This is a genomic window from Nostoc sp. DedQUE04 (assembly GCF_034530995.1).
Taxonomy (GTDB): domain Bacteria; phylum Cyanobacteriota; class Cyanobacteriia; order Cyanobacteriales; family Nostocaceae; genus Nostoc.
On record NZ_JAVRCA010000084.1, the window covers coordinates 17807 to 35096 of the forward strand.

14 protein-coding genes are annotated in these 17290 nt (G+C 41.1%); 7 read left to right on the plus strand and 7 right to left on the minus strand.

What is annotated here, in order from left to right; genetic code table 11:
- The coding region (locus RM049_RS34960) for a FecR family protein (protein ID WP_322707467.1) at positions 1-898 on the minus strand (898 nt) is incomplete at its 3' end.
- A gap of 691 nt (positions 899-1589) precedes the next feature.
- Between RM049_RS34960 and RM049_RS34965 the strand changes: the two genes are divergently transcribed.
- The gene (locus RM049_RS34965; protein ID WP_322707476.1) at positions 1590-2906 is read left to right on the plus strand and encodes a hypothetical protein; all 1317 of its coding nucleotides are present in this window, start codon (positions 1590-1592) and stop codon (positions 2904-2906) included.
- A gap of 152 nt (positions 2907-3058) precedes the next feature.
- Here RM049_RS34965 and RM049_RS34970 read toward each other — a convergent pair whose 3' ends face one another.
- Entirely contained in the window at positions 3059-3880 is an 822-nt protein-coding gene (locus RM049_RS34970; protein WP_322707468.1) for a sulfurtransferase, read from the minus strand.
- A gap of 393 nt (positions 3881-4273) precedes the next feature.
- On the minus strand, positions 4274-4663 hold the full coding sequence (locus RM049_RS34975; RefSeq protein WP_322675273.1) for a hypothetical protein: 390 nt from the start codon (positions 4661-4663) through the stop codon (positions 4274-4276).
- A 226-nt stretch (positions 4664-4889) separates the two neighbouring features.
- Between RM049_RS34975 and RM049_RS34980 the strand changes: the two genes are divergently transcribed.
- From RM049_RS34980 to RM049_RS34995, 4 genes are all read left to right on the plus strand, one after another.
- Positions 4890-5813: a tRNA (5-methylaminomethyl-2-thiouridine)(34)-methyltransferase MnmD gene (locus RM049_RS34980; protein ID WP_322707469.1), complete on the plus strand. Its 924-nt coding sequence runs from the start codon at positions 4890-4892 to the stop codon at positions 5811-5813.
- A 498-nt stretch (positions 5814-6311) separates the two neighbouring features.
- Positions 6312-7556 carry a two-component system response regulator gene (locus RM049_RS34985; RefSeq protein ID WP_322707470.1) on the plus strand — a complete coding sequence of 415 codons (1245 nt, stop codon included), beginning with the start codon at positions 6312-6314 and terminating at the stop codon, positions 7554-7556.
- A gap of 204 nt (positions 7557-7760) precedes the next feature.
- Complete coding sequence (gene glmU, locus RM049_RS34990) at positions 7761-9140, plus strand: bifunctional UDP-N-acetylglucosamine diphosphorylase/glucosamine-1-phosphate N-acetyltransferase GlmU (protein WP_322707471.1); 1380 nt, start codon at positions 7761-7763, stop codon at positions 9138-9140.
- A 115-nt stretch (positions 9141-9255) separates the two neighbouring features.
- Positions 9256-9678, plus strand: a complete 423-nt coding sequence (locus RM049_RS34995) for a DUF29 family protein (RefSeq protein WP_322675269.1) — start codon at positions 9256-9258, stop codon at positions 9676-9678.
- Here the strand turns inward: RM049_RS34995 and RM049_RS35000 are convergent.
- Together RM049_RS35000 and RM049_RS35005 are read right to left on the minus strand one after the other, a co-directional pair.
- Positions 9669-10622 carry an isoaspartyl peptidase/L-asparaginase gene (locus RM049_RS35000; RefSeq protein ID WP_322683973.1) on the minus strand — a complete coding sequence of 318 codons (954 nt, stop codon included), beginning with the start codon at positions 10620-10622 and terminating at the stop codon, positions 9669-9671. The genes RM049_RS34995 and RM049_RS35000 overlap by 10 nt on opposite strands.
- Positions 10622-10816, minus strand: a complete 195-nt coding sequence (locus RM049_RS35005) for a DUF2256 domain-containing protein (protein WP_289799005.1) — start codon at positions 10814-10816, stop codon at positions 10622-10624. Before RM049_RS35005 ends, RM049_RS35000 begins: the two co-directional genes overlap by 1 nt.
- A 1022-nt stretch (positions 10817-11838) precedes the next feature.
- Between RM049_RS35005 and RM049_RS35010 the strand changes: the two genes are divergently transcribed.
- Entirely contained in the window at positions 11839-12045 is a 207-nt protein-coding gene (locus RM049_RS35010; RefSeq protein ID WP_322683974.1) for a hypothetical protein, read from the plus strand.
- A 107-nt stretch (positions 12046-12152) separates the two neighbouring features.
- On the plus strand, positions 12153-12401 hold the full coding sequence (locus RM049_RS35015) for a hypothetical protein (RefSeq protein ID WP_322683975.1): 249 nt from the start codon (positions 12153-12155) through the stop codon (positions 12399-12401).
- Between the two features lie 953 nt (positions 12402-13354).
- On the opposite strand, the gene secA is transcribed toward RM049_RS35015, so the two are convergent.
- Positions 13355-16147 (minus strand): preprotein translocase subunit SecA, encoded by a 2793-nt coding sequence (secA, locus tag RM049_RS35020; RefSeq protein WP_322707472.1) that lies wholly within the window; start codon positions 16145-16147, stop codon positions 13355-13357.
- A gap of 325 nt (positions 16148-16472) precedes the next feature.
- The gene (locus RM049_RS35025; protein WP_322707473.1) at positions 16473-17060 is read right to left on the minus strand and encodes a cytochrome C; all 588 of its coding nucleotides are present in this window, start codon (positions 17058-17060) and stop codon (positions 16473-16475) included.
- Positions 17061-17290 lie beyond the last annotated feature (230 nt).

Sequence of the window (17290 nt, forward strand, 5' to 3'; positions counted from 1 at the left end):
CGGGTGTTGGATCTGTTGAGGTTACAGGTGTTGTCTTAGCTGGGGTGTCGGGTGTTGTCTTAGCTGAAGTGTCGGGTGTTGTCTTAGCTGAAGTGTCGGGTGTTGTCTTAGCTGGGGCGTCGGATGTTGTCTCAGTTGGGGTGTTGCGTGTAGGAGGTAGATTCATTTCAAATACTCCCTCGCCTTTTATAGGTGACTGTGCTTTTAAAGCCGCAGCAGTTTCGGCTTGAACACTGGTGATTGCAGGATCGCGTGTAGGCACAGGACTCTGCCTGTTCAAATCAAGTTCTCGAACCATCTGGCTCGTTTCATAAAAATTTCTGAGATCAAAATCATATAACCTCTGAAATTCGCCTTTAATTATAATCACCATTTGTCCTGCTTCCAACACCTGAGTTTGAGAAGCTTTCTTGTTAGAAACTTCAATGCCGCTATTTGTTAGCGCACCTACAATTGTGGTGTCTGTTTGTTGGTCGTAGCGTACAAATAATGCTGAACCACGAATTGCTGCTGCTGCATTTGGTGTTTGTATACGTGTTTGCCCCTTTCCTGGTGGGATGAGCAACAACACAGTCCCATTTGTCAGTTTAAAGTCACGAGTCTTCGGCAAAAATTGAAATAACGCCTGTTCTCCAACTCGTGCCAAAGAGCCATCATTAAAACGCAAATCTGCGAGAGAAGCTCGACCAGTTGACAGCCCGTCTCCAGGGGTCATTGCATCTAATTTGCGTGCAGGACGTTTCTTGAATTTATCTTTGGGTATCAGTTGTACGATGTTGCGGAGGTTCTGAATCTCTGCTCGCGTTAGAGGAGTTGTAGCGTTTACCCGATTTGGTAGAGGCAGTACTATAAGTCCCCATAAACCAATCACCAATAATGGAAACGATTTATAAAACATAGTTTGACAAATTTTGACCTTCAACTAATATCATAAAAATTAAATTTTAAGCTAATGCTAATTGTTGTAAGAGTTTTTTAGGTAAATTAATTTAAATTTTAATTTCGATTTAATGCATAAAATAGATAATCAGTGAAATAAATGACTCAAATTTGATTTTTGAAAACACTCAGTACACATTTATTGCTTTTTTTCCTGTCTACTGTTCCTTCTCTAAGTAAGCAAGTTCATGAATAAAATTGGATTACTGATTACTATATGTACTTAGTATGTATTTAGTTGATTTAACTTTTACTGCTGAAGATGAAATTGTATCCAATAAAGTCTGTAGCATATTTAAAAGTTAGTATTTGATATAAATAATTAAATCAGAAGTACCTTACATATAATCCTTTATAATCAGTTCAGTTAGAGGATCGTTAATTATGAGGGACAATAACTTTCTAAAAATTTATTGTTAAATTACCCACTAGCTGTATTTCACTAAAATTTAAACAGCAATTTATCGGAACATCTCAGTTTGACAAAAAAATCTGGGGAAAAATCCGAAAAGCAGTAATTTTAGTTTGTAGTTTCAGTATATACCTACAAAGCTAAATATAGATACAATCAACTGTATCTTTGTAGTCGGAACTTCTAATACAGCTTGTGGGTCTACATTTGCCAAATGCAATCAATGCGATCTAACCAGATGCGACTCAATAACTGGAAAAATTTGTTTTTTTGTATTTTGTTAACGTCCAGTGGTGGAAGCTGGTGTTGCATTAGAGTAGATGCGTCAGAATCTGCAATTACAGATGTTTTGCATTCTAATCATTTAGCAACTATACAGGTAACTCATGAGCAGTTATGTCATAAGTTGGAGCAAAAAGCAATTAACTCTTTGTGCAAGCTGTCGAGTGAGTCACATACTTTAGACTCTCAGATGCCGTTAAATCTAGCACAGCAAACACCAGAAACGACTCAAATCCCAGATCAAACCGAAGAACCTATAGATACTCAAAAGCAAAATGAACCGCCACAGCTAGAATCTCCGCCAAATAATTTGCCCATATCTCCTTCAGACTCAAAGGAGCAACTATTAAATTTACCTGAGGGAGAGTATTCTCAAAGGCGAGATAGGTTGATAGAACTGCTACGATCGCCAAAACAACCGTTTGAATCTAATAGCGATCGCGAATTGGGGTTACGGGTGCGGTTACGACCCCTAGAACAACAACCCTTAGAACAACAGCTACCACCACCAACAGAACAACCTGTACCTCAGTTTAAACCTATCGGTTATCTACAAGGACGTGTCGGCTACTTCCAAACGAATAACATATTTTCATCAAATGATAGTCCCATAGAAGATGGTTTAATTATTTCTGGACTGACATTAGCCTCTACATATTTTCCTTTAGGATCTAAGACTTTTTTAAATGGCTCAATCGATGGCAATCTGATTCGTTATATAAATCAGTCACAATATCATTACAATCAGGTGAGATTCAATCTCAGTCTTTACCAGCAGCTATCCCAACGAATGTTTGGAGAAATCCGTTGGAGCAATCAACAGTTATTTTATGCCAATAGCAGCGATCGCCCCGATAGCTTCAAAGCAGGCGATCGCTTTTTAAATGAAAATTCCCTACAGCTATCTTTGGGACGCCGAGATCCCCTAACTTCAAGATTAACCCTAGATAGCTTCTACGAGTTGAGTGTAAATTTTGCCGATCCCCAAAGTCGTAATCGGATAATCAATTCCTTTTGGGTATCTCTGAACTACTACTTGCAAAAGCCTCTCCAGGTTGGTGTTGACTACCAAATGAGTTTATCAGACTTTACACAGCGCGATCGAGAAGACGAATTTTATCGACTATTCGGACACTTAAATTACCAAATATCCGATACCATTTATATGAATGTCCAGGCTGGAGTAAGTTTAGGTAGTTCAACCGCCGAAAACATTGATTTTGATGGTTGGTTCTTCAGTATTAATTATGGTTTGCAATTAGGTCGGTTTTGAAATTTGTCATTTGTCCTTTGTCATTTGTCATTTGTCATTTGTCCTTTGTCCTTTATTAAAAACTAATGACCAATGACCAATGACCAATGTGATTTATCCTTTATTAAAAACTAATGACTAATGACAAATGACCAATGACCAATGACTAATGACTATAAATAAGAAATCCAATCACTCCAGCTACCAGCATAAAGTTTACCCTTGCTAATACCAGCTAATTCTAAAGAAAGTAAATTCACACAAGCAGTAACGCCAGAACCGCAATATACCAATATTTCTTCGGCTGTTTTTAGCTTTTCCCAGCGACGGTGTTGTTCTTCTGGGGGGAGTAGGTAGCCGGAAGAGTCTGTAACTTCTTGCCAGGGATAGTTGACTGCACCGGGAATATGTCCAGCAATGCGATCGATTGGCTCTCGTTCGCCTTGGTAGCGATCGCTCTCTCTTGAATCTACCAATACTACCTCGTGGCTATCTTTCCGGCTTTTCACCTTTGTAATATCTACCACCTTTTCTGTTTGTACTTGAGGGACAAACGTACCCATTCGGGGGGAAGGAATAACATCTGTAACAGAATATCCAGCTTTTTGCCATCCAGCCAAGCCGCCATCCAGTACTGCTACTTGCTCATGTCCTAGATAGCGCAACAGCCACCAGAGACGAGATGCAAAGGCAAAGCGCGAATCATCATAAGCTACAACTAAACTTTTTTGGTAATTTACCCCAATCGCTGCCAATTTGTTAGCTATATCATTAGGGTTAGGTAAAGGATGTCTTCCACCATGCTTACCCACTGAACTGGAAAGATCCTGATTCAAATCTAAGTAATATGAACCCTCTATGTGACTTGTTTGATACTGTTGTTGTCCTAGTTGTGGATCGGCTAAAGAAAAGCGACAATCCACAATAACGACTTGTGGATCTTCTAGATGTTCAAACAGCCAAGCTGGCGAAACAACAAATTGGGAATTGGGCATTGGGAATTGGGCATTATCTTAAAGGACTTACGCAACTGGCACAAATACGATTTATTACTACTGTTTGTGCTTGGTTGGTGGTGGCAATGTCATCAGTTGCGATCGCGCTAATCAGGTTTTTGTACTGTAGGATAACGTTACCAATGATGACTTTATCATCTTTTGTACCGAAGTCTAGCGATCGCTTATAGGTTGGGTTAAGGAACGAATACTAAGTTGCCAAACAGCTTGCTCTTTCTTTAGTTAACGAAATGCAGATATTTTTCCTTTGTATCGCGGATGGCAAAGACGAGTAGAATTGCTCTTAATTAGCCGCCATCGCCGCAAAAAATCATCATCTGAATGTTGGGTTTTGCTTTGTTCGACCCAAACTACAGAATCGATTCAATTCTACTAAGGTGCATCTATTTCACTTCTGTGCTTAATATTATCAAAGCTGTATCCTAATTCCTCAATAAACTTTTCTAATTCATCTATATAAGAAAAGTAATAGTTATCTTTTTGCCTAATGTCCTCTCCTGTTTCATATTCTCCGCTTTCATGAACATCTCGCCGTAGTTCTTTGATAAGTACATGATATGGTGTTTTCTGTCTTTTTTCGGCTTCTCTGATTTTGATTAAATAGAGGGATTCTTCTAAGTAATCTTCTCTCTTCGGTGTAAATGTCAACTTCGGGAGTTTATTAATTAAAATCCAGCCTAAGTATTCATCATTATCAGTTTCTTTTTTATACCCCCATTGTTCTCCATGATTTAATTTTTTATCCAGTTCTATTTTATTCATATACCCTTTATTGAATTAATCTTTCATCAAATATTGTTTTCTTCTCGTACTCTAGTTTTATGGATTCGATAGTTGATTCATTTGGTTTCTTAATTATCCCAAATTTCCCCATTATTCGGTCAAGGCTCAAAGGTCAAAAAACTCTGGACTCTTGACTTTTTACTCTGGACAACCTATATCAAAAAAATATGACACTTACGTAAGTCCTAATTTAGTTTTTTGTCAAATGTCAGACTTCGAGAATTTTACACCTAAGTTAACAGCAGATGGTTCTTTCACCTTTGTCTCTCAAGAGTTTGGTGAATCCTTTCACAGCCATTATGGAGCTACGCAGGAAAGTTTTTGCAAGTTTGTAGAACCTACTCAACTGGCTACAGCAGCGCAAAAACCTGTCTTGCGACTATTGGATGTTTGTTATGGTCTGGGATATAACACAGCTGCTGCTTTGCAAACAATTTGGGACGTGAATCCTAGTTGTTGTGTTGAAATAATCGGTTTAGAACTGAATCCAGCAGTGCCACAAGCGGCGATCGCCCATCAGTTGTTCGACAATTGGAACTGTAACTATATTGAAATTTTGAAAAAGCTAGCTTTTAAGCATCAAGTACAAACACCTTGCTTGAAAGCGAAGTTACTGATTGGTGATGCTAGAACTACAATTGCGCTAGTACGTCAGTCGGGTTTCTGGGCAGATGCAATTTTCCTCGATCCCTTTTCACCACCACAGTGTCCTCAATTATGGACTGTTGAATTTATTCAACAACTCTCATTGTGTTTACATCCAGATGGTTTATTAGCCACTTATTCTTGTGCTGCTGCTGTACGTACAGCACTTTTGTCTGCTGGCTTGGTTATATCTTCTACCCCACCTGTAGGAAGGCGATCGCCTGGTACCGTGGCAACACATTCTCAAAATGCTGAGTCTAAAGACGACTCCCTATTCACTACCCTTTCAGAAGTTGAAAAAGAACACTTGCTAACTCGTGCTGCTATTCCCTATCGCGATCCTCAATTGAGCGATCCAACTGAAGTCATAGTCAGGCGGCGACAACAGGAGCAAGAAACCTCTTGCCTAGAACCTTCCTCTCATTGGCGAAAAAGGTGGTTATTGGGAACACAAGGTAGGGATTTTATGGGAACTAGTTTGTAGTTTGATTACAATATCATACAATATACTACGTCTATGGACTGCAAGCCTAATTCAACGAGTTTTTACGAGTCAAATAGCTTAACTATATGTTAGTATTCAATATCACATCATATTTTACGGTACTAGATTATTCCTATAACTGAGTAAAAAAATTATATCTAAATGATTACTATAAAGACTTGAAACTCCAAATCCGATATTTTGATATAAATTGTTCAATTACAACGGTTTCTGACGCCACGAGGCTAAAAAATCTCCGTAAAAAACCTGATTTAACATTTGTGATAATTTATAATACTGGAATTAAAAGCAAAAAATTTGACAACAAGATACATCTTGTTCGTAACATAAAAGATACATGCTGCGAAAAATTCCATCCGCAGCTTGACATCATCCATAATCCATATCGAAATTCTGACTCAGATACAGTCAAATCTTAAATTTGTTTTTAAAATCTAACGCTGTTAACTAACTTGTGCAAAAACTTGGAGTGCCTTTGTGATTCAATGGAAATCCAACCATACAGGCTTTACAGAAAAAATTGTTAATGGGTCAAACCCCATTAGCACAGTGAAGAGTATCGGTTCAAATCATGCTGTAGAATCGCAAAATGCGGAGGGTTATTCTTTAGGCTTATCTCAAGGAGACCTTATGCTTGAAGATAGGCAAGCAATGTTTTCTTGGATAAAATCTGATGTTAATTGTGATGAAGATTCATTGGTCTCTAGAACATTACAAGCCAAAGGTTCTAAAGTGAATGGGTTTGATTTAGATCCGCCGAAGGTTTTAGTTGTTGACGATCATGCCGCCAGCCGGATGACTGCTGTTGCCCTCTTGGGAATGGAAGGATATGAAGTGATTGAGGCGGACACTGGGTCTATTGTTGTGGGATTGGTAACTCAAAAACAACCAGATTTGATTTTGCTGGATGTGATGATGCCAGGAATGGATGGATTTGAAGTGTGCCAATTGCTTAAACAAGATGAGCAGACTAGGCTAATCCCAGTAATTTTTATTACAGCGTTAAATGACAGGCGATCGCGCATTCGGGGAATTGAAGTTGGGGCAGATGATTTTCTCACCAAACCCTTCGATCGGGTGGAACTAGCGGCGCGTGTAAAGTCCTTGGTGCGGCAGAAGCGTCTGAACGAAGATTTAGACCATGCCGAACAAGTACTGTTTTCCATTGCCATGTCTATCGAAAGTCGCGATCCCAATACAGGCAACCATTGCGAACGTCTAGTAAAACTGGGACAAGTTTTTGGTGAATACCTCAACCTCACACGCTATCAAATTCGAGATTTGATGTGGGGTGGTTATCTCCACGATATCGGAAAGGTGGGTATTCCCGATGCTGTGCTGCTAAAAAAAGGCAAACTCACCCCCGAAGATTGGCAAATTATGCAGCAGCACGTTTTGATTGGAGAAAAAATCTGCCAACCACTACGCAGTATGCGCGGTGTAATTCCGATTATTCGTCATCACCACGAACGTTGGGATGGCTCAGGCTACCCCGATCGACTCAAGGAGGATGATATTCCTTATCTAGCGCAAGTATTTCAGTTAATTGATATTTATGATGCCCTGACTAGTGAACGACCTTACAAAAGAGCTTTTACTTCAACAGAAGCCCTTTTAGTGATGCAAGAAGAAGCTGATTCTGGTTGGCGTAACCCCAAACTAATGCAGCAGTTTGCAGAGTTTATTTGCTCTTTTCAGGAAAATGGGAAGACTGAGGAATAGGGAGTAATGATTTGTAGCTGCTGTAATGAACGCTAATTTGCATTATTATAATCTCTGCTTTTTATGAGTAAAAGTTATACCGACTCCTGAATTCTGAATTTTTTGATATTTTCAGTCTTCTATGATTAGCTGGTATGATTTGAGCCGAGATTTTAAAGTACTAACAGCACTAATCACAATTTCACTGATAGCTGATAGCTAATTATGGTAGTTGTAGCAATTCTAGCGGCGGGACGCGGCACACGGATGAAATCACGCTTACCCAAGGTTTTACATTCTTTGGGTGGGCGATCGCTAGTAGAGAGAGTTCTCGAAAGTGTAGAACCACTTTCGCCCTCACGGCGAATCGTGATTGTGGGATATCAATCTGAGGAAGTCCAAGCCGCCATGCATTCAATTCCCAGTTTGGAGTTTGTCGAACAGACTGTGCAATTGGGGACAGGTCATGCTATCCAGCAATTACTTCCTCACTTGGAAAATTACACAGGAGATTTACTGGTACTTAACGGCGATTTACCGTTAATACGCAGCGAAACTCTTAAGCAGATGTTACAAACTCATGTCCAAAATCAAAACTCTGCCACTATTCTCACCTCGCACCTACCCGACCCCACAGGCTACGGGCGCGTTTTTTGTAACGATGAAAATATTGTGCAGCAAATGGTCGAACACAAGGATTGTACGGCTGCTCAACGAGAAAATCAGCGAATTAACGCTGGAGTTTACTGCTTTCGCTGGCCAGATTTGGCAAAGGTGCTTCCCCATCTCCAGGCAAACAATGCCCAAAAAGAATACTATCTTACCGATGCTGTAACTCAGGTAGGACAAGTAATGGCAGTGGATGTGGAAGATTATCAAGAAATTCTTGGTATCAACGATCGCTTGCAACTGGCAGCAGCATCCGAAATTTTGCAAAAACGAGTCAAGGAAAAATGGATGCTGGCGGGTGTCACTCTCATCGACCCTACAAGCATCACCATTGATGAAACAGTGGAATTGCAGCCGGATGTAATTATTGAACCCCAAACTCACCTGCGGGGAAATACTACGATCCAAACAGGAAGTCGGATTGGGCCGGGGAGTTTAATTGAAAATAGTCAGTTAAGTGAAAATGTCACAGTGCAATATTCAGTAGTCATAAATAGCACCGTGCAAGCCGGAAGCCGAATTGGCCCTTATACTCATTTGCGCGGTCAGGTACAGGTGGGTGCTGGTTGCCGTGTAGGGAATTTTGTGGAATTAAAAAATACGCAATTAGGCGATCGCACCAATGCAGCCCATTTGTCATATATAGGTGATACTGTTGTCGGTAATCAGGTGAATATTGGTGCTGGTACAATTACTGCCAACTATGACGGCGTAAAGAAACATCGCACCAAAATAGGCGATCGCACAAAAACTGGCGCCAATAGCGTTTTAGTGGCTCCACTCACTTTGGGAGATGATGTCTACATTGCAGCTGGTTCTACTGTGACAGAAGATGTGCCTGATGATTCTCTGGTAATTGCCCGTAGTCGTCAGGTGGTGAAACCAGCTTGGCGAAGGAAAAATGTTGAAAATGAAACCACAGATCGACATAAATAATTCATCGGTGTTAATCGCGCTCGATCTGTGGTTTTAGACTATAAACTACGATTTTTGCTAGATGTCTAATCTAGCTAGATTAGTAATATAGCCAAAATCTCAACATATAACATACATGGAAGAACTGCTAGAACTTAGGCAATTTCTAGAACAAGGCAAAATCCATGAGGCGCTGCTGTTGGTGGATGAGTTAGAAGAAATGAGCCTCAATGACAAAATCAATAAAATTGATAGTTATGGTGTGATTCTGCTCATCCATTTAATTAAACAAAAGACCGAAAAACGTTCTACTCGCTCTTGGGATGTTTCAATAGAAAATACAGTGCGGGAAATCAACAAAATAAACAAGCGCCGCAAATCCGGTGGCTTTTACTTGAATCAAGCAGAATTAATCGATATTCTGGAACAAGGATATCAAGTGGCACTGAAAAGAGCGGCGCTAGAAACTTTTGAGGGGCGTTATGAAGCCGAACAATTAGCTGCAATGGTTGACCAGCAAGAAATTTTAGCCGAAGCCCTGAAACTGATTCAACAATAGCCGATCAGTTCGTTGCCAGTCCATTCCAAAGTGTCACCAACTTTTTCGCCGTCATGGTAGGCGGCGAGTAAAATTTCGCTAGTTTTCCCCCAAGCGATCGCTCCACTAGCATCTAAGGCGATCGCTCCCAAATCGCGTTTGTTCTCGTGGGCTTCCCCAAAGGAACGCTGCATCGCTTCCTTCAGTGACATCCCATCAGTAACACGCACTACAATTCGTGCGGCTAAACACTCATCGATGATATCTTCACCAATGCCAGTACAGCTAACACCAGCATTACTAGTAGCATAATTACCTGCTGGCATCGCCGAATCACTTACCCTACCAATCCGCTCAAATCCTTTACCACCAGTAGAAGTGCCAGCAGCTAACTTACCAGATGCATCTAAAGCTACTACACCGATGGTACCGCGTCCGGCATTGCTGGTTTCTAGCAGTTCGGGTTCTGCTACTACGCCAGCCATTGCGCTTTTAAAATTATCCTGGCGCTCTTGTATCCACTCTTGTAACCGCAAATCAGTTAAAGCATTATAGCTGGGAATTTGCATTTCTCGCGCCAACTCAGCCGAACCGAAATCTGATAGCACTCGGTCTGGGGAGCTTTGTAAAAATTGCGCTAAATCAATCGGATTTTTCACTCGCGAGATATTAATCACACCACTAAATCGCCCTGATGCACCATCCATCAGGGAAGCACTCATACGGATTTGTCCATCAGATTGCAATACTGAACCAGTACCAGCATTAAAACGGGGGTTGTCTTCGAGCATTAGGCAACCCCGCACCACTGCCTCAGAGGCAGTTGCTCCTGACAATAGCAGAGAATAAACTTCTTCTATTACTGTATGGAGCGATCGGCGCACCGCCTCTAATCCGCCTTTACCGTGGAGAGAACTACCAGCCCCACCATGAATAATTAATTTAGGTTGCACCTGTAACTCCATTAATCTCTTGCGCTATTTGCGTCTGTATCGCGGTTGGTTTCATTTTGAGCTTCAGAACGGCGACGACGACAACGTTCTGAGCAGTATTTCACATCGTCCCAGCAATCTTGCCACTTTTTACGCCATGTGAAAGGACGTTGACATACCGGACAGATTTTTGTAGGTAGGTCAGATTTAGAACGAACACGTCCCATATAAATACTGTGTAAATGAGAATTTCATTTCTGAGGGAGATGGAAGATAATTATAACCAGTTTGCTATGAAGGCAGGATAAATTCGACGAACAAATATATTGTCAATCTATCCTTAGAGTTATTTACAATATCTATTCTAAAAAGAGAGAGGCTTTAAATCTTACTATCCTTCTCTTTTAAGGACTTGCAAAAAATAAATTATCCCCAACTATTTTTAGATTTGTAGAGGTGCAACGACTTACATTGGTGTCAACTTAAGGTTAAAGCTTTTAGCGGTTTATCTCATTGCCTGTCGGAGCAGGGGAATGTTTAATGGGAGGCAGTATTTCTAGCCTCTGACTGGAAACGAGATATTAAAGGAGTTTTAGCTTAAGTTTACTGATACCAATAAAGGACATGAAAGACCCCTGACGACGTTAGGGCAAGGAAAGCTGTTTCATGTCCTAAAAGGTGCTGATTTACAAGCGTTTCAAGCAAAAAATCAGGTGAATAAAAAATCTGATTGCACAAGAAAATAGTGATGCCCTCTCCTGTCGGAGACGCTTTGCGTAGCTTGCTTCCCCGTAGAGGTACGGCAAGGCTTCTCTACGAGAGGCTACGCCAACGCTAACGCACTGAAATTAACTCTTTGAGATAGTAATTTTTCGATTACTAACTTCCCTGCATTTACTGTCTATGTTGTTGACAATATCCTTAATAGATCGAATGAAATAGACTTGGAGGTTAGGGGAATTAAAAGTGCTTAAACTCATATCGAAACACATTTAAAACAACCTCTAAATACTAAACGTTGTAAATAACTTGATAGTACATAGCAAAGTACTTTTCAAACAATTTTTAAATACTATATAGGGTCAGTAACTTGATAGTAGAATGTTTTTTCCTTAATAAAAGAAAATTTACGTAAAACTACTGTTCATCGAATTCTAATAGTGCTATTCTTTGTATGCCACTAAAAAACAAGTTGTAGTGGCACGACAACAAACCAGTTGACCTTACTAATTCTTAGGAAAGTAAAATCATGATTATCAACGATCTTTCTCATGTAGAAACCGTTCTTGAAAATGAGAATGTTCAAGGTGGAATAGCTTTTGCAGATGCTAATTCAAAAGCATTCGCTTTTGGTAAAAACATCGCTATCACCAGCATTGCTACTAGCACCGTTGCTGTCTCCAAGAAATACAGCCTATCTGCTAGTGTCGGTTCATCTAGTTCTTCTGCCGGCTAAATATGCCTTAGTCCTACAGTGTACTACAGTGCATTTTAGATAGAAAAATTGCTGAAAGTTATCAAAAACTTTCAGCAATACATTCGTTTTTCAAAGAGAGCTTTTTTATGGAACGATTAAGAATTTCCGATCTCAGTTTTTGTGAAGATGAAGCTTCCGATCTTAGTCAAGTACAAGGGGGAGTTGCATCTGCTTACGCACGTAGCTATTCTACTGCTAAGAAAAGCAGTTATAAAGTAGACAAATTCGGTATTTCCGCTGAGATTTCAGGTGCTCTTGCTGGCGCTCTTGCTGGCGCTATTACTGATGGTGATAAAGCTATTGCATCTGCCAATACATCTGCAACAGCTTCCTAAAGCTTGCATAACCACATTGTAGGTAACTTTTATGGGCAATGTCCATAAAAGCTTCTTATAAATATTTCTATACCTCTATCTTATACCACATAGTAGTATAAGACAGTAGGTAAAAGTGACACTTCAACGTCGCTCACTGACCATGCTTGTTTTTGAGTTCAAAGCTTATGAAAAGTCAGCCCAGATAACAGCAGTAGATAATGCAATTCTGACTGTAAAAATTCATTAAAAATAGCTGTATTTGGCTATAGATGAATGTTAAAAATACAGCTAAAAAGATTTGCATAAATTATTAAATTGATTGTGCTGTATTTGCAGCTAACTTTCCTTTTACTAATGAACTTAACTCAATGGTAAGGCTTACCAGTGGAGAACAAGCATGGTCTTCTATCTCTTAATTTTATAACAACTGTAAAGAGGGTACTCTGGGTTTCAAACCATTCATTTTTATAGCTATTTATTTGTATTTATTTAATACTTATCTGTCAGGGTGCAAAATCACAAAATCATTTGCATACCTAATGACTTAAGGTTTCCATAAATCAATTTTGTACCGATCTGAGTGGAATACGTAAGTAGGCGAGAAACCCGAAGAAATAAAGTAAGAATTCAGTCCTTCTGAATTTAGGAGCCAGAATACTTAAAGAATTAAGAAAAAATTTGATAAGTAAATGTACTGTTTATGCTGAATTCCTTCTAAATTCTGACTTATGACTCCTGGGTGCTGAATTCTTACGAAATAAAACCTCGTTCTGCCAGAACTCGATCGATTTGATTTGTGATAGTAAGGGTAACTATTACTTGCCCCATTTGCTTACCCTAAAGACTTGGTAGTATCAGCTTACCCGTTTCAGCAAACTCCTGAAAACAAAATATTTTTGAGAGATGCCTTAAAACACAAAGACGCAAAAGCACTCCCTGCGCCTTTGCGTCTCTGCGTAATATATTCCCTACTACACCATCTCAGACGAAGCCTGCACTACCGATTGCGGCTGTGGCTGGAACATGAACAACGAGTAAACAACGTCTCGGCGGATGTTAACCATCATATCCAAGAACAATTCATACCCCTCGCTCTTATACTCAATGAGCGGGTCTTTTTGCCCATAACCACGTAATCCCACCGATTCGCGCAAGGCATCCATTTGTTGCAGGTGTTCGCGCCACAAGGTATCAATGCGTTGCAAGATAAAGAAACGTTCCGCTTGGCGCATCAGTCCGGGTTGAACTTGGTCAATCTGCGCTTCTTTGAGATCGTAAGCAATTCGTACCTGTTCGTGGAGGAAGGCTTTAATCTCGCTGACTGTAATATCTTCTAATTGACTAGCTTGTAAATCCGCTAGCAGATAGACGAATTCTTTGACTTTCTCAACCAGCTTTTCTAACTCCCACTCTTCCGAGGGTAAGTCTATGTTGATGTAGAAGTCAACGATGTCATCCATCGTTTTTTCAGCGTATTTAATCACCTGTTCTTTCAAGTCTTGACCTTCTAAAACTCGGCGGCGTTCAGCATAAATAGCACGACGTTGATTATTCATCACCTCGTCATACTCAAATACCTGCTTCCGAATGTCATAGTAGTAGGTTTCAACTTTTTTCTGTGCACCTTCCAAACTCCGGGTAAGCATCCCAGATTCGATGGGCATATCTTCTTCCACTTGGAAGGCATTCATTAACCCAGCGACGCGATCGCCACCAAAAATCCGCAGTAGGTTATCCTCTAAACTGAGGAAGAATCTGGTGGTTCCAGGGTCGCCTTGTCTTCCTGCACGTCCGCGCAACTGGTTATCAATCCGCCGTGATTCGTGGCGTTCTGTACCAATTACGTGCAAACCGCCGATACCCACTACCTCTTCATGTTCGCGGGTAGTAAATTGTTCGTATTCCTGTTTTACGCGGTTGTAAGCTTCCCGCAATTTCTGAATTACAGGGTCATCAATGGGGGCTTTTTCTGCGGCTACAGCTACCTTTTCTTCAGCTTCCAATTCCGGTAAACTGCGTTCACCATACTCACGCACTGCAATTTCTACTGCATCTTTGAGTAGTTTTTCTGTTTCTTTTGTCAATTGAGTCGGGAAAATTTCTGGCGAAGCCCGCCAAGTTTTGACTTTTTTACCAGGGACAAAGCCTTGACCACCACCATGTCCTGTAGGCAATCCGGCTGCTCTTTGCACGCCAAAGGCGTCTTCATCTTCTGGCATGACAATTCGGGGCATGAAGTATTCCCGCAGCTTCAGACGTGCCATGTATTCGGAGTTACCACCCAAAATGATGTCTGTACCTCTACCAGCCATGTTAGTAGCAATGGTAACAGCACCTTTTCGTCCAGCTTGGGCGACAATTTCCGCCTCACGCTCGACGTTTTCCGGTCGGGCGTTGAGTAATTCGTGAGGAATCTTCAAATCCTTCAATAGGCGGCTGAGAAGTTCGGATTTTTCTACACTAGTGGTTCCTACTAAGACAGGTCTGCCGAGTTGGTGCATTTCGGCACATTCTCCGGCGATCGCCCCCCACTTACCTGCTTCTGTCTTAAACACCATATCAGACAAATCTTCGCGTCTGCGATCGCGGTTAGTGGGAATTACCGCAACTTCAAGTTTGTAAATTTTTTCAAATTCTGGTTCTTCGGTTTTTGCCGTTCCTGTCATTCCACCGAGTTTTGGATACAACAAGAACATATTTTGGTAAGTAATGGTCGCTAGAGTTTGAGTTTCTGGCTGAATCTCTACGCGTTCTTTTGCTTCAATCGCCTGGTGTAATCCATCACTCCAACGCCGTCCGGCTAGCACCCGACCAGTAAATTCATCCACAATTACTACTTCACCATTGCGGACGATGTAATTTACATCTTTGAGGAAAAGTTCCTTGGCTTTAATTGCATTGAAAATGAAGTGCGCCCAAGGATCTTCTGGGTCAAATAAATCTGTGACTCCCAAAAGATTTTCCGATTCCGCAAACCCTTCATCTGTCAATAGAACGTTGCGAGCTTTTTCATCCACATCGTAATGCTCGTCTTTTTTGAGTGTGAATGCTATTTCAGCGGCTTGCAGATATTTTTCTGTAGGTCTTTCCACCTGCCCAGAAATAATCAGTGGTGTCCGCGCCTCATCAACTAAAATCGAGTCCACCTCGTCAATTACGCAATAATTAAACGGGCGTTGTACCACATCTGCCATTGATGTCGCCATGTTATCCCGCAGATAGTCGAAGCCGACCTCGCTGTTGGTAACATAAGTGATATCGCAGTCGTAGTTTTTCTGGCGTTCATTAGGAGTCATGCTTGACTGAATTAGCCCCACACTCAGCCCCAAGAAGCGATGCACCTGTCCCATCCATTCAGCGTCTCGACGAGCTAGGTAATCGTTTACGGTGATGACGTGTACACCTTTACCAGTAAGGGCGTTTAAGTAACTTGGCAAGGTAGCGACTAGTGTTTTACCTTCACCAGTTTTCATCTCGGCAATTTGCCCCACGTGCAAAATAATACCGCCAAGGAGTTGGACATCAAAATGCCGCAAGCCTAATACTCGCCGTGCTGCTTCCCGAACAACGGCGTAAGCTTCTGGCAATATGTCATCTAGGGTTTCGCCTTTAGCGAGCCGTTGTTTAAATTCAACGGTTTTACCTTTTAACTCATCATCGGAAAGAACCTTAATTTCTTCCTCTAAAAGGTTAATTTCAGTAACAGAAGGTTGGTATTTTTTAAGCTTACGAGCGTTGGGGTCGCCCAACAAAAGTTTTAGCATGGCAGGTTATAGAACTGAATCAAGGGGGATGGGAATTAAAGGGTCGGCATTGATTATAAACATTTAACCCAGTCCAAACGTCTTGGTCGTGGATGGGTGGGTGTGAAATGAGAATTACCTCAAAAGCAGGATAAAAACTAGCCAATCATTTAATAAACTGATTGGGTTGAACTCTTATCTTATATTTACTCTTTCTTCATAGTATCATTTTGCCCCCAGATGGGGCCAGAGAGGGTGTGGGGGAATAGAGTTAGGAGTTATGAGTTATGAGTTATGAGTTATAAGTTATGAATTTTTCAACTCCTCACTTCTCACTCCTCACTCCTCACTTCCACTCTGCTGTCAGGCGGCGGAAATTGTAATCATTAGCACTGGGATGACAACTGACACAGCTGCCAACCTGGACGGGACGTGATAACTCAACTCCTGGATGCAAAGCTTTGAAATAACGCGAGTTGTTGAGGCGATATGGTGTTTCTTCGTCGTCTAGCTGCACGCGGGAGAAAGTCGAAAGATATTTCCACACCAAGATGCGTTGCGGATCGACTAAAGGCTGGAGTTGTGCGCCGTAGTGCTGCGAGTCTTGCAGGATATTTTTCCAAGTTTGGGTAGGTAAAACGGCTGGCGGTATGGCAATGTGACATCTGGAGCAGTTTTCTAAATAAAGTTCTTGCCCCAATTGGTATTGTGCAGGTACTACATCAACAGTGCCAATTTCTGCGGGAGGAGTCGCACTTTGGGCGTTAGTTGCCAAAGCTAGAAGCCAGCCCATAGCTAAACTCCACGTTATAATTACCAGAAGTAAACCGAAAAATTGGCGTTTGAACTCACGTTCGGTGCTTGGCTGTAGCGTTTGGCGTTGGCGTAGCCCGCCGTAGGCATCGCGGATTTTGCGCTTAACAAAAATTGACATTCCTCACATTCCCAAATATTTAAAAGTGGCGCTTGTGCTAATCATAAGACTTACGCAGTATTGACAGTGTTTCAAATTTTGTGTAAGTAGTTTTGTCAGCAACACATCTTTTATATTGACAACAGTAATATAAATATCTATTCAGCACACCACTGACTATGCAAGGAAAAGTATTCTATAGGACTCCTATTTGATTTTTGAAAAAACTCCGTACATCTGGAGAGTAGCGA

Coding starts and splice junctions, on each gene's coding strand:
- RM049_RS35015 (WP_322683975.1), top strand. CDS start 12,153: ATGGAACGATTAAGAATTTCCGATCTCAGTTTTTGTGAAGATGAAGCT.
- glmU (WP_322707471.1), top strand. CDS start 7,761: ATGGTAGTTGTAGCAATTCTAGCGGCGGGACGCGGCACACGGATGAAA.
- secA (WP_322707472.1), bottom strand. CDS start 16,147: ATGCTAAAACTTTTGTTGGGCGACCCCAACGCTCGTAAGCTTAAAAAA.
- RM049_RS35010 (WP_322683974.1), top strand. CDS start 11,839: ATGATTATCAACGATCTTTCTCATGTAGAAACCGTTCTTGAAAATGAG.
- RM049_RS35000 (WP_322683973.1), bottom strand. CDS start 10,622: ATGGAGTTACAGGTGCAACCTAAATTAATTATTCATGGTGGGGCTGGT.
- RM049_RS35025 (WP_322707473.1), bottom strand. CDS start 17,060: ATGTCAATTTTTGTTAAGCGCAAAATCCGCGATGCCTACGGCGGGCTA.
- RM049_RS34965 (WP_322707476.1), top strand. CDS start 1,590: ATGCGACTCAATAACTGGAAAAATTTGTTTTTTTGTATTTTGTTAACG.
- RM049_RS34980 (WP_322707469.1), top strand. CDS start 4,890: ATGTCAGACTTCGAGAATTTTACACCTAAGTTAACAGCAGATGGTTCT.
- RM049_RS34995 (WP_322675269.1), top strand. CDS start 9,256: ATGGAAGAACTGCTAGAACTTAGGCAATTTCTAGAACAAGGCAAAATC.
- RM049_RS35005 (WP_289799005.1), bottom strand. CDS start 10,816: ATGGGACGTGTTCGTTCTAAATCTGACCTACCTACAAAAATCTGTCCG.
- RM049_RS34975 (WP_322675273.1), bottom strand. CDS start 4,663: ATGAATAAAATAGAACTGGATAAAAAATTAAATCATGGAGAACAATGG.
- RM049_RS34970 (WP_322707468.1), bottom strand. CDS start 3,880: ATGCCCAATTCCCAATTTGTTGTTTCGCCAGCTTGGCTGTTTGAACAT.